Annotated in this window: 15 protein-coding genes; 8 read left to right on the plus strand and 7 right to left on the minus strand. The window is 67.3% G+C overall.

What is annotated here, in order from left to right; all coding sequences use genetic code 11:
• Window positions 1-83: 83 nt before the first annotated feature.
• The 3 genes from ACF3ND_RS06465 to ACF3ND_RS06475 are packed head-to-tail and all read left to right on the plus strand — an operon-like array spanning window position 84 to window position 2,959.
• On the plus strand, window positions 84-1,382 hold the full coding sequence (locus ACF3ND_RS06465) for an MFS transporter (RefSeq protein ID WP_394065254.1): 1,299 nt from the start codon (window positions 84-86) through the stop codon (window positions 1,380-1,382).
• A gap of 21 nt (window positions 1,383-1,403) precedes the next feature.
• A complete protein-coding gene (locus tag ACF3ND_RS06470) occupies window positions 1,404-2,516 on the plus strand; it encodes an aminotransferase class V-fold PLP-dependent enzyme (protein WP_394065255.1) in 1,113 nt (370 codons plus the stop codon).
• 14 nt (window positions 2,517-2,530) lie between these two features.
• Window positions 2,531-2,959: a hypothetical protein gene (locus ACF3ND_RS06475; protein ID WP_394065256.1), complete on the plus strand. Its 429-nt coding sequence runs from the start codon at window positions 2,531-2,533 to the stop codon at window positions 2,957-2,959.
• Here ACF3ND_RS06475 and ACF3ND_RS06480 read toward each other — a convergent pair.
• Entirely contained in the window at window positions 2,953-3,546 is a 594-nt protein-coding gene (locus ACF3ND_RS06480) for a helix-turn-helix domain-containing protein (RefSeq protein ID WP_394065257.1), read from the minus strand. The two genes, ACF3ND_RS06475 and ACF3ND_RS06480, sit on opposite strands and share 7 nt — an antisense overlap.
• A 64-nt stretch (window positions 3,547-3,610) precedes the next feature.
• On the opposite strand from ACF3ND_RS06480, the gene ACF3ND_RS06485 reads away from it, so the two are divergent.
• From ACF3ND_RS06485 to ACF3ND_RS06495, 3 genes are read left to right on the plus strand one after another with little or no spacing between them, the layout of a single operon-like run.
• On the plus strand, window positions 3,611-4,381 hold the full coding sequence (locus tag ACF3ND_RS06485; protein WP_394065258.1) for an ABC transporter ATP-binding protein: 771 nt from the start codon (window positions 3,611-3,613) through the stop codon (window positions 4,379-4,381).
• Window positions 4,382-4,421: 40 nt separating this feature from the next.
• Window positions 4,422-5,345: an ABC transporter substrate-binding protein gene (locus ACF3ND_RS06490; RefSeq protein ID WP_394065259.1), complete on the plus strand. Its 924-nt coding sequence runs from the start codon at window positions 4,422-4,424 to the stop codon at window positions 5,343-5,345.
• A gap of 39 nt (window positions 5,346-5,384) precedes the next feature.
• Entirely contained in the window at window positions 5,385-7,043 is a 1,659-nt protein-coding gene (locus ACF3ND_RS06495) for an ABC transporter permease (protein WP_394065260.1), read from the plus strand.
• Here the strand turns inward: ACF3ND_RS06495 and ACF3ND_RS06500 are convergent.
• The 3 genes from ACF3ND_RS06500 to mgtE all read right to left on the minus strand — a co-directional run bounded on the left by ACF3ND_RS06500 (window position 7,040) and on the right by mgtE (window position 12,534).
• Window positions 7,040-8,053 carry an HD-GYP domain-containing protein gene (locus ACF3ND_RS06500; RefSeq protein ID WP_394065261.1) on the minus strand — a complete coding sequence of 338 codons (1,014 nt, stop codon included), beginning with the start codon at window positions 8,051-8,053 and terminating at the stop codon, window positions 7,040-7,042. The two genes, ACF3ND_RS06495 and ACF3ND_RS06500, sit on opposite strands and share 4 nt — an antisense overlap.
• Window positions 8,046-11,006: an MHYT domain-containing protein gene (locus tag ACF3ND_RS06505; protein ID WP_394065262.1), complete on the minus strand. Its 2,961-nt coding sequence runs from the start codon at window positions 11,004-11,006 to the stop codon at window positions 8,046-8,048. The genes ACF3ND_RS06500 and ACF3ND_RS06505 overlap by 8 nt, the downstream gene beginning before the upstream one ends.
• A 187-nt stretch (window positions 11,007-11,193) precedes the next feature.
• Entirely contained in the window at window positions 11,194-12,534 is a 1,341-nt protein-coding gene (gene mgtE / locus ACF3ND_RS06510) for a magnesium transporter (RefSeq protein WP_394065263.1), read from the minus strand.
• A 153-nt stretch (window positions 12,535-12,687) separates the two neighbouring features.
• On the opposite strand from mgtE, the gene ACF3ND_RS06515 reads away from it, so the two are divergent.
• Both ACF3ND_RS06515 and ACF3ND_RS06520 read left to right on the plus strand, forming a co-directional pair.
• Entirely contained in the window at window positions 12,688-13,053 is a 366-nt protein-coding gene (locus ACF3ND_RS06515; protein ID WP_394065264.1) for a YgiW/YdeI family stress tolerance OB fold protein, read from the plus strand.
• Window positions 13,054-13,205: 152 nt separating this feature from the next.
• A complete protein-coding gene (locus ACF3ND_RS06520; protein ID WP_394065265.1) occupies window positions 13,206-13,967 on the plus strand; it encodes a hypothetical protein in 762 nt (253 codons plus the stop codon).
• Here ACF3ND_RS06520 and ACF3ND_RS06525 read toward each other — a convergent pair.
• From ACF3ND_RS06525 to dtd, 3 genes are all read right to left on the minus strand, one after another.
• Window positions 13,964-14,431 (minus strand): hypothetical protein, encoded by a 468-nt coding sequence (locus ACF3ND_RS06525; RefSeq protein ID WP_394065266.1) that lies wholly within the window; start codon window positions 14,429-14,431, stop codon window positions 13,964-13,966. The genes ACF3ND_RS06520 and ACF3ND_RS06525 overlap by 4 nt on opposite strands.
• A 66-nt stretch (window positions 14,432-14,497) precedes the next feature.
• Window positions 14,498-15,853: a Na+/H+ antiporter NhaA gene (nhaA, locus tag ACF3ND_RS06530; protein ID WP_394065267.1), complete on the minus strand. Its 1,356-nt coding sequence runs from the start codon at window positions 15,851-15,853 to the stop codon at window positions 14,498-14,500.
• Between the two features lie 118 nt (window positions 15,854-15,971).
• Entirely contained in the window at window positions 15,972-16,430 is a 459-nt protein-coding gene (dtd, locus tag ACF3ND_RS06535) for a D-aminoacyl-tRNA deacylase (protein ID WP_394065268.1), read from the minus strand.
• Window positions 16,431-16,453: the final 23 nt, after the last annotated feature.

Genomic DNA, 16,453 nt, shown 5'->3' on the forward strand with positions numbered 1-16,453 from the left:
AATGCTGAAATATTCGTCCGTATAATTTGTTTAGCTATACTAAACAAAATGGGGCGCACCACGCGCAATAGGACGGACGAGACATGCAGGACAAGCAGACAAACACCGCGCCCCCGGGCGTGTCGCCCTGGCGCGCGGCCAGCGCCGCCGGCCTGGGCACCATGATCGAGTACTACGATTTCCAGTTGTACGGCGTGCTGGCCGTGACCCTGAGCATGCTGTTCTTCGTGGGCGAGAACGAGAACGCCGCCTTGCTCTCCACGCTGGCCGTCTTCGGCGGGGCCTTTCTGGCACGGCCGCTGGGCGGCATCTTCTTCGGCTGGTTCGGCGACCGTCACGGCCGCACGGCCGCTCTGATGGTGACCATCGTGGGCATAGGCGTGGCCAGCGCCCTGATGGGCCTGCTGCCCACCTACGCCACCCTGGGGCTGGCGGCACCGGCGCTGCTGCTGTTGTGCCGCCTGCTGCAGGGTTTTTTCGCCGGCGGCGAGATTACCGGCGCGGCCACCTACGTCGCAGAGTGTTCGCCGCCGAACCGGCGCGGCTTCTTCGGCGCCTTCAATCCGGCCGCCGCCACGCTGGGACTGTCGCTGGCCACCGGCGTGGCCGGGCTGGTCAGCACGGTCTTCGGCAAGCAGGCCATGCAGGAGTGGGCCTGGCGCATTCCGTTCCTGCTGTCCGTGCCGCTGATCCTGCTGTGCGTGTGGGCGCGTTCGCGCATCGAGGATTCGCCGCGCTTCCAGGAGCTGCTCAAGGAGCGCCGCCCCGAGCATTCTCCCATGTCGGTGATCCTGCGCGAGCACGCCCGTCCCCTGGCGCAGGTGATCGCCATCGGTTTCGCCCAGAATGCCGCCGGCTATGTGGGCGTGGTCTACCTGAGCACGCATTTGACCCGCACCCTGAAGTACGACGCCTCGGCCGTGTTCTGGCTGGTTTCGCTGGTGACGCTGGTGTCCGCCTTCCTGATGCCGCTGGCCGGCGGGCTGTCCGACCGCTTCGGACGCAAACCGCTGCTGACCGTGGGGCTGCTGGGCTATCTGGTGCTGGTGCCGCTGACCATGTGGGTGGCTTCCTGGGGCAATTTCGCCGTGGCGGCAGCAGCGGTGGCCGTGTCCATTGTCCCTTTCATCATCGTACAGTCCGTGGGCTATCCGCTGTACGCCGAGCTGTTCCCCACACGCGTACGCTACAGCGGCGTATCGCTGGGCTTCAATATCGCCACCATCCTGGGCGGCGCCACCGCTCCCTTCGTCGCCTCCTGGCTGACCAATCTGACCGGCTCCAGCATGGCGCCCGCCTTCTATGTGATGGCGGCCGCGCTGGTGGGCGTGGCGGCGCTGGCCGGCGTACAGGAAACGTCCGGCCGCAGGCTGGCGGATTGATTCACAAGGAAACCACAAGCAATGTCAGGCTATTTTCTCTATCACTCCATCGGCATGTTCGAAGGCAAGCAGGCCCGCATGCAGGCCGAGCTGGCTGAATTCTCGCAAGTCTGGTCCGCGCTGGACGACAGCCAGTGGGGCTATGCGCTGGGCCGCAAGCAAGCCTTCATCGAGGGCTGGGCGCAGTTGATCGGCGGGCGCGCCCAGGACATCGCCCTGAGCGAGAACGTCACCGGCGGGCTGTACAGCATCCTGGGCGCCTTGCCATCCCATGTCCTGCGCGGCCGCATCTTGCTGGTGGCGGGCGACTGCTTTCCCAGCCTGCACTTTCTGCTGCAGAAGCTCGCGCAGCGCCTGGGCTTCACGCTGCGCACCGTGCCGCTCAGCCAGGGTCTGTCCTATGTGACCGACGATGACTTCATCCGCGCCTGGGACGACAGCGTCGGGCTGGCGCTGGTGACCTGGGTCAGCTCCACGTCGTCGCACCGGGTGGACGTGGACCGGATGGCCCAGTGCGCACGTGAACACGGCAGCCTGATGGCGCTGGATCTGACGCAGGCGGCCGGCCTGGTGCCGTTCCAGCTGCACGAAGGGGTGGCCTTCACCTTGTCGGCCTCGCTCAAGTGGGTGTGCGGGGTGTCCGGAGCCAGCCTGCTGCATGTGCGCCCTGACCTGATCGAGCAGTGCGAACCGGAGTTCCGGGGCTGGTTCAGCCAGGACAATCCCTTCAACTGGAATCTGGACCAGTTCAGTTACGCGCCCGATGCGCGCCGCTTCGACCACGGGACTCCGTCGGTGCTGGGCAGCATTGCATCCTTGCCGGGCATGCGTTTCGTGCTGGAGACCGGCGTGCAGAACCTCTGGGAACAGAACCAGGCGCTCACGGCCCTGATCCTGGAGCGCGCGGCGCGTCAAGGCTGGCCGGTGCTCACGCCCTTGCCCGTGCAGGAGCGCGGCGGCAGCGTGATGCTGCGGGCGAGCAGCGCGGCGCGCGCCAAGGCGCTGGTGGATGCGCTGTGCGAGCAGGAGCTGTATTGCGATCATCGCGATGCGGTGCTGCGCCTGTCGCCGGGCAATGTCTGCGAGGAGGCCGATGTGCTGCGTCTGTGCGATACGCTGCAGGCGGGCTGGTGATGCAGGGAGCGGACATGGAAATGAGCTGGGCGCATCAGGCCAGCCGTCGCATCGAGCGGCCGGCGGCCGAGGTTCTTGATTTCATGGCTGACCTGAGCCTTCTGGGGCAATGGTCGCTGGGGTGTTTCGACACCCGGCCGGCGGGCGAGGGCGTGGTGGCGGGCACGTCCCTGTTCGATGGCGGGCAGACCCACGTCAGCGTGGAGGTCCTGCGCGAGCAGGGGCTGCTGCGCTATTGGGTGGGCGGCGCCGCCGAGCGCAGCCCGCGCATCAGCGCCTGGGTGCAGCCCATCGATGAGTGCGCCTGCGTGCTGGTGATGATGGCCGCGCGCACGGCGGGCATGGACGAGGCCCGCTGGCAGCGCCTGCAGCGCTGCCACGAAACGGAGCTGGACCTGATCCAGGCCCAGCTGCACAGCGGCTGGCGGCGCCGGGCTCAGTAACTGGGCGGGGTGATGGCGACGATGAAGCGCACGTCCTGGTCATAAGGATTGCGATAGGCGTGCGGCAGGCTGGAGTCGAAATAGCAGCTGTCGCCCGTTTCCAGGCAGTGGATGTGCCCATCCACATCCACCATCAGCCGGCCTTGCGTGACGACCACGCATTCTTCGGCCGGGTGACTCCAGCGCTCTCCCACGGAGGCGCCGCCGGGCGGCAGAAAACCCTCCAGCATCTCGATCTTGCCGAAACCGGGAGAGATGCGTCGGTACTGCACGCCCGAGGCCGAATGCAGCGTCATGCGCTCGTGCTCGCGCACCACGGCCACCCGTTCCAGATTGTCTTCCAGCAGCGAAAAAAGAGGCGTGTCCAGGGCGCGCGCGATCTGGCGCAGCGTATCCAGGCTGGGCTGGGTCAGGCCGCGCTCGACCTGGCTGATCAGGCCCGGGGACACCTGGGCGAGTTCGGCCAGCTTGCGCAGGGAGAGTTTCTTGTGCTGTCGCAGTTCACGGATACGCAGGGCGGCCATGACGGGGAAGGGGTGGTGGCAAAGCCTGCATTGTAAGCCATGGCCGCCCGAGCGCATGGTCATCAGGCTGTCATGTGCGCTGCCTAGACTGCAGGGGCTGATTGAATCCCAAAGAGGAGCTTACTGCATGTCATTGCTTTCCCGCCTGCGGCGGCGCGCGCCTGCGCACGCCCATCCTGCGGACTCCGCCTGCCCGCCTGACGTTCCGCCGGCCTGTCCGCTTTCCCTGGACCGCATCGTTTATCGCTACGGCGCTCAGCCCGTGCTCGACGGCATCAGCCTGGAGGTGCCCGCCGGTCAGGTGCTGGCGCTGCTGGGACCGTCGGGCTGCGGCAAGAGCACGCTGCTCAAGGTGCTGGCCGGGCTGATCCAGCCGCATTCGGGCAGCGTGCGGCTGGGCGCGCGCCAGTTCAACGGTCCGCACGTGTTCGTGCCGCCCGAGCGTCGCGACCTGGGCATGGTGTTTCAGGACTACGCCTTGTGGCCGCACCTGTCGGTGGCCGACAACGTGGGCTTTCCGCTGCGCATGCGCGGGCTGGAGCCCGCACTGCGCCGCGAGCGCGTGGAGTGGGCGCTGGAGCGCGTGGGCCTGGCCGGTTTCGGGCCGCGCCGCCCCTTCCAGCTGTCCGGCGGACAGCAGCAGCGCGTGTCCCTGGCCCGCGCCCTGGTGGCCCGGCCGCGCCTGTTGCTGTTTGACGAGCCCCTGTCCAACCTGGACCGCGAGCTGCGCGAGATCCTGTGCGGGGAAATCGCCGCCTTGCTGCGCCAGATGAACACCACGGCGGTGTATGTCACCCACGATGCCCAGGAGGCCGGCCGACTGGCGCATCGCATCGCGCGCCTGCAAGCCGGTCGTCTGCTGGACATCGCCCCCAATCCCGACTTCAAGGTTCATTGATATGCTGCGTACTGCTTTGTTTACTTTTCTGACGAGTTCCATGATGTTTTCCGCCTCCCCGTCCGCCCAGACCCTGACGGTGTATTCCGCCGGCCCCGGCACGCTCATCAAGCAGCTGGCCGCCGATTTCGAACGCAGCGAGGGCGTGAAAGTGGACGTGTTCCAGGCCACCACCGGCAAGGTCATGGCGCGCGTCGAGGCCGAGTCGGCCAATCCGCGCGCCGATGTGGTGATTTCCGCGTCGTGGGACAGCGCCGCCGAACTGGATGCGCGCGGATTGCTCGCGCCCCTGGAAGCCGGCGACGCGGACGGCCAGGTGCCCGCCTTCCTGAAGCAGCCCAATTACGTGGCCCAGGGCGTCTCCGCGCTGGGCATGGTGTGGAACCCGGCCTCGGGCGCGCCGGCCCCGCAGGATTGGGCCGATCTGCTCAGGCCCGAGTACCGCGATCGCGTCACCATGCCGGACCCGGCGCTTTCGGGGGCCACGCTGGACTTGCTGCTGGGCCTGCAGGCCGCCAGGGGCGAGGAGTTCTGGGTCTTTCTGGCCGGCCTGAAGGAGCAGGGCATGACGATTTCCGGCCCCAATGCCCAGGCTCTGGCTCCCGTGCTGCAGGGTGCGCGCGCGGTGGTGTTCGGCGCCGTGGATTATGTCAGTTACGCGGCGGCGGCCAAAGGCGAAGCCGTCCAGGTCATCTTTCCGCAGTCGGGCACGGTGATCGCGCCGCGGCCCATCATGGTGATGAAATCCAGCCGGCAGCCCGAGCTGGCCCAGCGTTTCGTCCGCTTCCTTCTCTCGGTCCCGGCGCAGCAGGCCGTGGGCCAGGCCTGGCTCATGCCCGCGCGCACCGGCGTGGCGGCGCAGCGGCCCCTGCTGGCCGACATCCGCATCCTGGACGTGCAGGCCGGCGCCAGCGAGCGCCAGGAGCTGCTGCAGCGCTTCAACCAACTGTTCAACCGCTACTGACCGAATAGGGCGCGGCCCGCACGGCCGTGCCGTCTCGCCATGATGATGATTCGACAACGATGGGGTTCGTCCGCCACCGCGGGCGCGCTGTTGCTGCTGGTCGGGCTGCCTGTGGCCATGATCGTGCTGCAGGCGGTGTTCCCGCAGTGGCACCAGGGCTCGTTCACACAAGCTTTCCAAGGGCTGGCGCGCCAATTGGCCCAGCCGCAGGTCTGGGGACTGGCCGGCGACACCCTGGCGCTGGGCTTGACGGTCGCGGCGATCAGCGCCGCCATCGGCATCCCGCTGGGCGCGGCGCGAGCGCTGTTCGCGTTGCCCGGAGCCAGATTGTGGGACCTGCTTTTCCTGATCCCGTTTCTTCTGCCACCCTATATCTGCGCGCTGTCCTGGACGCTGGCGCTGCAGAGCCGGGGCTATGTGCACCAGGTCCTGGGCTGGGACGGCTCGGCCTGGCTGTTCACGCCCTGGGGCGTGGCGCTGGTGATGAGCCTGAATACCTTCCCGGTCGTGTATTTCGCCGTATCGCGCAGCATGGCCGGCGGCGGCCGCTACCTGGGACGGGTCGCCAGGGTGTGCGGCGCCTCGCCCGCTCAGGCGTTCGCCCGCGTCATCCTGCCGCTGGCCTTGCCCGCCATTCTGGCCAGCCTGCTGCTGGCTTTCACCTTGTCCATCGAGGAATATGGCGTGCCGGCGGCGCTGGGAACCCAGGCCGGGCTCAGCGTGTTGACCGTGGCCATCGAGCGCCGCCTGTCGGATTGGCCCGTGGATCTGTCGGGAGCCGCCATGTTGTCCCTGATCCTGATGCTGCTGGCCCTGACGGTCTACGCGGTGCAGCGCGCCATGCTGGCGGGGCGTCAATTTGAAACCCAGCTCGGCCGCCCCGTGGCCAGCGCGCCGGCGAGCCTGGGCTTGTGGCGCTGGCCCGTGCTGCTCGTCTTCGCGTTGACGGCCTTGTCGGCGGTGGGCGTGCCCCTGGCGGCCTTGCTTCTGGGCGCCCTGAGCCGCACGGTGTCGGGCGGCGTGGCCTGGGGCAATCTGGGTCTGGATCATTTCCGGACCTTGTTGCAGGGGGGCGACGGCGCGCTCCAGTCCCTGGGTTCCAGCATGGGTCTGGCATTGGCCACGGCCTGCCTGACCGCCTTGCTGGGCGTGGCGGCGGCCTGCCATGCACAGGACGCGCGCACCCGCCTGGCGGGTTTTCTGGACGGGCTGTCGCTGATGCCTGCGGCCATTCCCGGCATCGTGGTGGGGGTGGGACTGATCCTGGCCTGGAACCAGGCCTTCTGGCCCCTGACGCCCTATGGCACCCTCTTCATCCTGGTCTTGTCCTATTCCTGCCTGCTGCTGCCCTATCCGGTGCGCTATGCGGGCGCGGCGCTGCGCCAGATGTCTCCTTCGCTGGCGGCGGCCGCCCGGGTCCATGGCGCCAGCGGCGTGCAGGCCTTCTGGCGCATCACGCTGCCGCAGATCTGGCCCAGCGTGCTGGCGGCGATGCTGATGGTGTTCGCCGTCTCCTCCCGAGAGCTGGTGACTTCGCTGCTGCTGGCGCCGGCCGGCGTCAGCACGGTGTCCATCTATATCTGGCGTCAGTTCGAGCAGGGCTCCATCGGCCAGGGCATGGCCATGGCCTGCGTGGCGATGGCGGCCAGCCTGGGCCTGATGCTCGCGGCCCTGCGGCTGCAGCGCCGCGCCGGCTAGACCGTGGACTCTTCCGTTTCGTCAGCCCATTTCTGCTTGATGTCCAGCATTTCGGGCAGGCACTTGTCCAGCAGCGCGACCAGGGCGGGATCGAAATGCCTGCCGGCCTGTTCCCGGATGTGGGCGACGGCGTCCTCCATGCTCCAGGCGCGCTTGTAGGGCCGCTCGCTGGTGAGGGCGTCGAACACGTCGGCGATGGCGATGATGCGCGCCGGCAGCGGGATGTCCTCGCCTTTCAGGCCATATGGGTAGCCGCTGCCGTCCCACTTCTCGTGATGGTACAGGGCGATGGAGCGCGCCAACTTGAGCAGGCCGTGCGAATGATGACCGATGATGCGTGCGCCGATCAGGGTGTGCGTGCGCATGATGTCCCACTCGGCGGCGTCCAGCTTGCCGGGTTTCTGCAGGATGGCGTCGGGAATGCCGATCTTGCCGATGTCGTGCATGGGCGCGGCGTGCAGCAGCTCATCGGCGGCTTCGTCCGAATAGCCCGCCCAGCGCGCCAGGATGCGGGCGTAGTGGCTCATGCGGATTACATGCCGGCCCGTTTCATTGTCCTTGTACTCGGCCGCCACCCCCAGGCAGCGCACGATCTGCAGGCGGCTCTCGCGCAGCTCCCGCATCTGCACCAGGGACAGGTGGTTGCGGATGCGCGCACGCAATATGGACGGATTGAAGGGCTTGGCGACGTAGTCCACCGCGCCCAGGTCAAAACCCAGTTGCTCGTCCTGCGCCTGCGCCAGGGCCGTGACGAAAATGACGGGGATGCCCTGGGTCAGCGGATTGGCCTTGAGTTCGCGGCAGACATCGTAGCCCGAGAGCTTGGGCATCATGATGTCCAGCAGGATCAGCTCGGGCAGGTCGCGCTGGGCCAGCTCCAGCGCCTTGGCGCCGTCCTTGGCAAAGAGCAGCCGGTAGTCGTTCTGCAGGGTGTGGCGCAGGATCTGCAGGTTGGCGGGTTCATCGTCGACCAGCAGCAGGGTGGGGCGAGACACGGTGAAATTATTCATGTCGCGTTTTATCGGCGGCCAGGGACGCGTTCAGCTCGGCGATCAGGCCCGCGAGTATGGAATTGGCCTGTTCAAAGTCGAAGGCGTCGATGGCTTTGTTCAGGCTGGACAAGGTGGTGATCTGGCCCTGGCCTTCCAGATGGCGGCAGACGGCCTGAAAGGCCTCTTCGTCCAGTTCGCTGCGGCTGACGCTGTCCTGCAGCCGGCGCATGTGCGCCAGCGCCTGGGCCGGTTGCAGGGCGGCGGCGCCGGGCTGTTCGGACGCGGTGGCGGGGCGGCTGTCCTGGTTCAGTTCCATGGCCACGCTGTTGAGCAGGTCCTGCAGGCGGTAGATGCGGTCGCGCGTATGGCGGGTCTCGCCGCGGCGGATCTTGTCCTCCAGTTCGCCGGCCAGCTTGGCGACCGGCGTCAGCCCCAGGTTGGCGGCCGTGCCGCGGATGCCGTGCAGACTGCTGAGCATGATTTCCCAGTTGGGCTGCTCATGGCTGGCCTCGCTCAAGGGATAGCGGGTGGCCAGATCGGACAGGAAGCTCAGGATGGCGCGCCGCAGGCGCTCGTGCGATCCCCACAGGCGCACGCCCGCGTCCCAGTCTATCAGCTGCGGATCGGCCGGCCGCGGGACCTGCTTGTCGGGCTGGGAAGGATCCAGCCCCAGGACCAGGGCGATTTCCTGGAACAGGCGCGACAGATCCAGGGGCTTGGTGGCGAAGCCGTTCATGCCGGCCTCGCGGGCGGCGCGGCGGTCCGACTCCATGACGCTGGCGGTCAGGGCGATCAGCGGCAGGGGCTTGCGGCCTTCGCGGCGTTCTTGCTCGCGCCAGCGGCGCGCGGTCTCCAGCCCGTCCATGTCGGGCATGTGCACATCCATCAGGGCCAGGTCGAAATGCTCGTCCTGCAAGCGCTCCAGGGCCTCATGGCCGTTGCCGGCCACCACCACGGCATGGCTGTGCTGCTCCAGGGCCAGGGTCAGCAGTTCCTGGTTCAGGGCGACGTCATCGGCCACCAGGACGCGCAAGGGCGGCAGGTGGGGCATCTTCCCGTCGTCGGGCATTTCGGCTGGCGCTGCGCCGGACTCCAGCGGCACGGTCACCTGGAATACGCTGCCCTGGCCCGGCGTGCTGCGCACGTCCAGCTCGCCCCCCATCAGCTCGACCAGCTGGCGGGAGATGGTCACGCCCAGGCCGGTTCCGCCAAAGCGGCGGCTGATGGACACGTCGGCCTGTGCGAAGGGGGCGAAGACATGGCGCAGCTGCTCGGGCGTCATGCCGATGCCGGTGTCGCTGACGCGCATCACCACGCTGTTGCGCCCGCTTTCCACATCGACCCGCACCGAGCCGCTCTCGGTGAACTTGACGGCATTGCCGATCAGGTTGTTCAGCACTTGCTGGATGCGCAGCGGATCGCCCCGGTAGTGGTCCTGCAGTTCGGGCGCGTAATTCAGGCGCAGCTCCAGGTGCTTGGCCTCGGCCGCCAGCCGCAGCGAGGCCACGACCTGGCTGCACAGATCCTTCAGCGAGAAGTCGATCTTCTCCAGCTCGACCGAGCCCCGTTCCAGCTTGGTGGTGTCCAGAATGTCGTTGAGCAGGCTCAGCAGCGAGCGGGCGGAGTTGCGCACGATGGACAGGTGCTTGTTCTGCTGGGGGTTGAGCTGGCCGCGCAGCAGCAGTTCGGTAAAGCCGATGATGGCGTTCAGCGGCGTGCGGATCTCATGGCTCATGTTGGCCAGGAAGGCGGTCTTGGCCTGGGCCGCCTGCTCGGCGCGCTCGGCCGTCTCGCGCAGCGACATGGCCATGGCCTTGTAGTCGCTCATGTCGGAGACAAAGCCCACGAACAGCGGCTCGCCCGGCTGGAGCACCTTGCCCACGGCCAGCCGCATGGGCATCAGGCTGCCGTCCTTGCGCAGACCGGTCACGTCGCGGCCCACGCCGATGATCTTGGGATCGCCGGTGCGCAGATAGTTGGCCAGGTAGCCGTCATGGCGCGAGCGGTCCGGCTCGGGCATCAGGATATTGATGTTGCGCCCCAGCACTTCGCCCGCTTTCCAGCCGAAAAGCCGTTCGGCCGAGGTATTGAAGTCCTGGATGGTGCCCTTGCTGTCTATGGTGATGATGCCGTCCACCGCCGTGTCCACGATGGCGCGGATGCGTGATTCGCTCTCCTCCATCTTCAGGAAGAGCTGGCGATAGCGCAGCAGGCCGTTGGCGGCCGTGACCAGCACCGTCACGGTGATGGTGAAGGTGGACAGCGCCAGCGAGGCGAAGGTGCTGTTGAACATGATCATGCTGTCCGGCTGGGAGGCGTCGCCGATGAAGCGCGCGGCCGCCATGCCGGTGTAGTGCATGCCCGAGATGGCCAGGCCCATCACGACGCCGCTGATGACGATGCGCTGCAGCAGCGTCAGGCCCGTGCGGTGCAGGCGAAAGCGTATCCACAGCGCCAGGATGGCCAGCGCCACGGCCACCAGGATGGATACCAGGAAGGTGACCGGCTCGTAGCGCAAGGCGGGCGCCATGCGCATGGCGGCCATGCCGCTGTAGTGCATGGCGCCGATGCCCAGGCCCACCAGCACGCCGCCCAGGACCAGGTGTGAACGCTGCACCCTGGCCTGGGAGAGGATCTGCAGGGCCACCCAGGAGGCGGCGACGCTGGGGACCACGGACAGGATGGTCATGGCCGGGTCGTAATGGATGGAGGTGCACAGCTCGAAGGCCAGCATGCCGATGAAGTGCATGGTCCAGATGCCGCCGCCCAGTGCGATGGCGCCGGTGCCGATGGCGACCTGGCGGTACAGGCGCAGGTCTGCCATGCGGGCGATGTGCGCGGTCTGCAGCGCCATGCCGGAGGAAAAGATGGCGACCAGCAAGGACAGGACGACCAGCCCGCTGTTGTATGTGCCGATCAGGAAGGGGGCCGTCTGGTCGGCGCTGATGAAGAACTGGTCGAGAATCTGCATGGGTCCGTGGGGCCTGGCTGGGCCGTGAGTTGTTCTTGGTGTCGGGCTCCACCGCCGCCGGCGGCGGGGGGGCGCAGGTAAAGCCGCGTCGGCGGCGTATCGGACGTATGTAACTGCGAGGATATGTTACTGAAAATCTACGTGACTGTAGTGGCTTTTTTCTGACGGTGGAAGGAGCCCGTTCTTGCTACAGCAGCGTGCCGGTCAGCAGCAGGGCGGCCACCGAGAAATAGATGACCAGGCCCAGCACGTCGACCAGCGTGGCCACCAGCGGCGCGGACGCGCTGGCCGGATCGAAGCCGACGCGCTGCAGCAGGAAGGGCAGCATGGAGCCTATGCACGATCCGAAGGTGACGATGCCCACAAGAGCCAGCCAGATGGTGAAGGCGATCAGCAGGGAGTGTTCGCCGTAGTCGTACAGGCCCAGATGCTGCCAGAGTTCGATGCGCACGAAGCCCACGGCGCCCAGCAGGGTGCCCAGCACCAGGCCGGCCGGCAGTTCGCGCAGCAGCACGCGCCACCAGTCCGCCAGGCGTACGTCGCCCAGCGCCAGCCCGCGGATCAGCAGGGAGGTGGCCTGTGAGCCGGAGTTGCCGCCCGAACTCATGATGAGCGGAATGAACATGGCCAGCACCACGGCTTTCTCCAGCTGGAATTCGTAGTGCTGCATGGCGCTGGCAGTCAGCATCTCGCCCAGGAACAGGGCGGCCAGCCAGCCGCCGCGCTTGCGTATCATGGTCCAGAAGCCGGCCTGCAGGTAGGGCTTGCCGATGTGCTCGGCGCCGCCGAAGCGGTTCATGTCCTCGGCCGCCTCGTCCATCAGGGCGTCGATCACGTCGTCCACCGTGACGATGCCGATGATGACGTTTTCCTCGTCGACCACGGGCACGGCGAGGAAGTCGTGGCGGCGGATGATCTGCGCGACGGCCTCCTTGTCCGTGTAGGCCTGCACGGTGACCGGCGTCTCCCCGCGCCACAGGTCCGTCAGAGGAGCCTGCGGATCGGCGCAGACCAGCTTGCGCAGCGGGACCACGAACTGCAGCTGCTTGAAGGGATTGACCACGTAGATGGCATACACGGTCTCGCGCGTGCTTTCCACTTCGCGAATGTGCTGCAGGGTGCGTGTGACGCTCCAGTCCAGGGGCACCTGGAGGAACTCGGTGGTCATGATGCCGCCGGCCGTGTCGGCCGGGTAGTGCATCAGCCGCATCACGGAGGTGCGCGTGGGTTGGGACAGATGGCCCAGGATGCGCTCGCGCTCGGCGGGTTCCAGGTCCTGGAGCAGGTCGGCCAGACGGTCTTCGGCCAGGATTTCCAGCATGCGCCAGCGTTGCTGTCGCGCGGCGTCCATCAGCACATCGCTGGCCCAGCGCAGCTCGGGCCGCTCCAGCAGGGTGTGCAGGCGTTGGTCGTCGAAGTCGCGCACGGAGGCGACGGCCTGCCGGCGTTCCAGCAGATTGAGCGTCTGGACGAGGTCGGCCGGATGGGCCTGCAGATCAAGCAGCGAGGTCGCTGGGGAAGAGGGCATGGAGAACTCCGTTGGGCATGCTGAGGCTCGAGGCGGAGTCGGCCGCGCCAGGGCGGTCGCCGACGGGCCTCATTGTAACCAACTGCGAAGGAAGGCAGGCCGATGCGTCTTTGATGCTAGGATGAATTCTGTTTCTTACAACAGGAGCGCAGCATGAAGAACTCTCGCTTGACGATGCTGGCCGCCGCCCTGGCACTGGGCGGCGCCATGATGACTGTGGCCCAGGCCCAGTACGTGGGTCCGTCCGAGCACAAGTCCCTGACCTCCGTGGACCAGGTGCTCAAGAATGCCAAGGATGACGATCAGGTGGCGCTGCGGGGCAAGCTGGTGCGCAAGGTGTCGGATGAAAAGTACATCTTTGCTGATGAAACCGGCGAGGTCCAGGTCGAGATCGACGACAAGATCTTTCCCAAGGTGCCGGTGGATGAGAACACGCCGGTCGAGATCAGCGGCGAGATGGACAAGAGCCTGATGGGCAAGTCCGAGATCGACGTCAAGGCGATCGCCATCCTCAAGTAGGAGCTTTTTCGCGCCGCCCGGGGCCCGCAGGCCAGGCCTGCGGGCTTTTTTGCGCGCGGACGGTGCTATAGTGCCCGCTTTCGCGCCGCGCTGGCGGAGCGCGATCTTCATTCAGGCAGGGCAGGGTGCCCGCCGCAAGACCAGGAACGACAATGAGCAATGCAGTGGTATTTGACAAGGGCAACTACCGTTTCGTCCCCACGGGCGTGAACCGCTATTCGGCCGGCGTGGCCGCCCAGTCCGGCTACGAGATCTGCCGCGTGGTGTTTTCCGAGCCCGTGCCCGTGAAGGAAGGGTTCGACCTCATCCAGGCCGTGCTGGAGGCCGAGGAACGCCCCCTGACCGCCTTGTGCGCCTGCGAGCTGCGCTCGCCCGAACCGGTCAGCGACAGCGGCTTCAACAGCTTCAACGAAAGCTATGTCCAGACCCTGACCGACTGGGGCCTGATCAAGGGCAAGCACAATCCCGTGGCGCGCAGCAATGTCTCGCCCCTGGTGGATGCGCCGGCCGGGCCCAGCTTCTACGCCTTCAGCTACACGGTGGACACCGACATCGAGGAGTCCACCTTTGTGATCGCGGGCAGTTGCGAAGCTCCCGAGACGCCCGGCGACTACAAGGATGTGGTCGTGGCCTACCAGGACGTGTCGCCCGAAGGCATGCTGCAGAAAGCCCGCTGGGTGCTGGATGAGATGGAGCGTCGCATGAAGGTGCTGGGCTTCGAGTGGGCCGACGCCACGGCGACCCATGCCTACACCGTGCACGATGTGCATGCCTTCATGGCCAGCGAACTGGCACGGCGCGGCGCCATCCGCAACGGCCTGGGCTGGCACCTGGCCCGCCCGCCCGTGGTGGGTCTGGAGTACGAGATGGACTGCCGCCGCGTGCTGAACGAGCGCGTGCTGGTGATCGACTAGGCGGACGGGCCCGCCAGGATTTCCTCGCGCAATTGCGTGAGGATGGCGCAAAACACCGTGGCGGGGAGCGAGGTCGCGGGCGATTCGGGTTCGGGCGTCAGATGCACCAGGGCGTGGCCCCGGGTGCTGGCCAGCGCCGCCGCCAGGCCTTCGCTTTGCAGGATGCGCGCGCGGATGGCGCGGCCTATCAGCGCGTGGTGCGCGGCGCTGCCGTAGGCCAGCTCCTGATCCTGCCACCAGACCACGCGGCGCTCGGCCTGGGCGCCGGCTTGCTTGGCCTGCATGCCGAAGGTCTCGAAAATAGCGGCGCGGCGCGCGTCGTGGGGCGCGAACTTGATGCCCTGGATGAAGCCCTCGACGGAGGCCAGCAGTTTGCCGTCCAGCACGAAGGGCGAGAGTACGAAGTTGGACAGGGCCTGGCCGCGCCAGTCCGGCGCGGTGCTGGAAATATTGAATTCGGTCATGCGGTGGTCCTGGCTGGACGGGCAGGCGCGCCTGCGGGTCGTCCAGCATACCATTGTCGGGCTTTGCTAGGCCGCCGCCAGAGCCGCTTGGCGGCGGTAGCGGCGCTGCAGCGCCAGGCCCCAGGCCAGGCCCAGCAGCGCGGACACCAGCGAGCCGCACAGCACGCCCAGCTTGGCGGCGTCCAGCAGCCCGGCCTGATCGAAGGCCAGATTGGCCACGAAGATGGACATGGTGAAGCCTATCCCCGCCAGCAGGCCGATCAGCGTGACGCCTTTCCAGTCCATGCCGGGAGGCAGGGAACACAGGCCCAGGCGCACCGGCAGCCAGGTGCCCAGCAGCACGCCCAGCGGCTTGCCGACGATCAGCGCGATCGCCACGCCCAGCAGGGCGCTTTGCGCGCCGGGCGCCTGCAGGTCCAGCCCGCCCAGGCTGACGCCGGCGTTGGCCAGTGCGAAGACGGGCATGATGACGAAGGCGACCCAGGGATGCAGCAGCGCGGGGATGCGGTCCACGGGCGCCAGCATCTCGCGCTGCGCGAGCTGCATGTCGCGCAGGGTATGCAGCACCTCGTGGGCATCCTGCTGGCGCTCCAGCTTCTGGGCCAGCTCCAGGTTCAGGTGGCGGGCCTTGCGCGGCAGCGGCAGGGCGCGCACCGGGCTCATCATGCCCAGGACCACGCCGGCCAGGGTGGGGTGCGCGCCGGTCTTGAGCAGGCCGAACCAGAGCACGGCGCCGGGCAGCACGTAAGCCCAGGCCGAGCCTATGCCCATTTTCTGCAGGCCCAGCACGGCGGCCACCCCCAGCGCGGCGATCAGGAAGGCGTCGTAGTCCAGGCCGCCCGAATAGAAAAACGCGATGATCAGGATGGCGACCAGGTCGTCGATGATGGCCAGCGCCAGCAGGAATACCCGCAGGCTGCCGGGCAGCGAACGTCCCAGCAGCGCCAGCACGCCCACGGCGAAGGCGATGTCGGTGGCGGTCGGGATGGCCCAGCCCATCAGCACCATGGGTTCGCGGTTCAGGGCGGCATAGATCAAGGCGGGCAGGGTGATGGCGCTCAGGGCCGCGCAGACCGGCAGCATGGCCGAGCGCCAGTCCGACAGGGCGCCGTCATGGATCTCGCGGCGGATCTCCATGCCCACCACCAGGAAGAACAGCGTCATCAGAATGTCGTTGACCCAGAAATGCAGGTCCTGGGAGAAGCGCCAGGAGCCCAGTTCGAGGGTGACCTGGGTGTGCCAGAGAGCGTGGTAGCTGTCGGCATGGGAGGAATTGGCCCAGATCAGGGCCAGGGCGGCGGCCAGCAGCAGGGCCACGCCCGCGAGCGCCTCGATGTGCAGCAGGCGTTGCAGCTGTTGCTGCAGGCGGCGGGTGAACATGTGGGCGCGCGGCAGCGGCGCCCCGGGGGTGACAGGGGACATGGTCGGCAAGTCTCCGCGAGGCGGCCCGACCTGCGCTTGTATTTAACCTGTTTTGCGGCACCATGCCGCAAAGACACCCAGCCGGCATTATAGGGAGCCTTATTTTTTAAGGCAAATGTCAGCTTGCAACGCCATCGGGCGGGATGTGCAGGGGAATGGTGACAGGGCCGTCATTGATCAGGCTCATCTGCATGTCGGCGCCGAACAGGCCGCATTGCGTATCCGGCAGGCGCTGGCGCGCCCGCGCCACCAGTTCGTCGAACAGCGGCTGGCTCACGGCCGGCGGCGCGGCGCGGCTGAAGCCGGGGCGGTTGCCCTTGCGCGTGTCCGCCGCCAGGGTGAACTGGCTGACGAGCAGCAATTGGCCGCCGGTCTGCAACAGGTTCAGGTTCATTTTTCCGTCGGCGTCGCTGAAGATGCGCAGCGCAAGCAGCTTGTCCAGCAGGCGCTCGGCCTGGACGGCGGTATCGCCGTGTTCCGCGCAGACCAGCACCAGCAGGCCTGCGTCGATGCGCGCCACGGTCTGTTCCTGGATGTCCACCTGGGCGCGGCGCACGCGTTGAATCAGGGCTATCATGGTTCGGGTCTCGAGTCGGGCCG

The organism is Alcaligenes sp. WGS1538, from assembly GCF_043187505.1.
In the GTDB taxonomy this organism is placed as follows: Bacteria; Pseudomonadota; Gammaproteobacteria; order Burkholderiales; family Burkholderiaceae_B; genus Alcaligenes.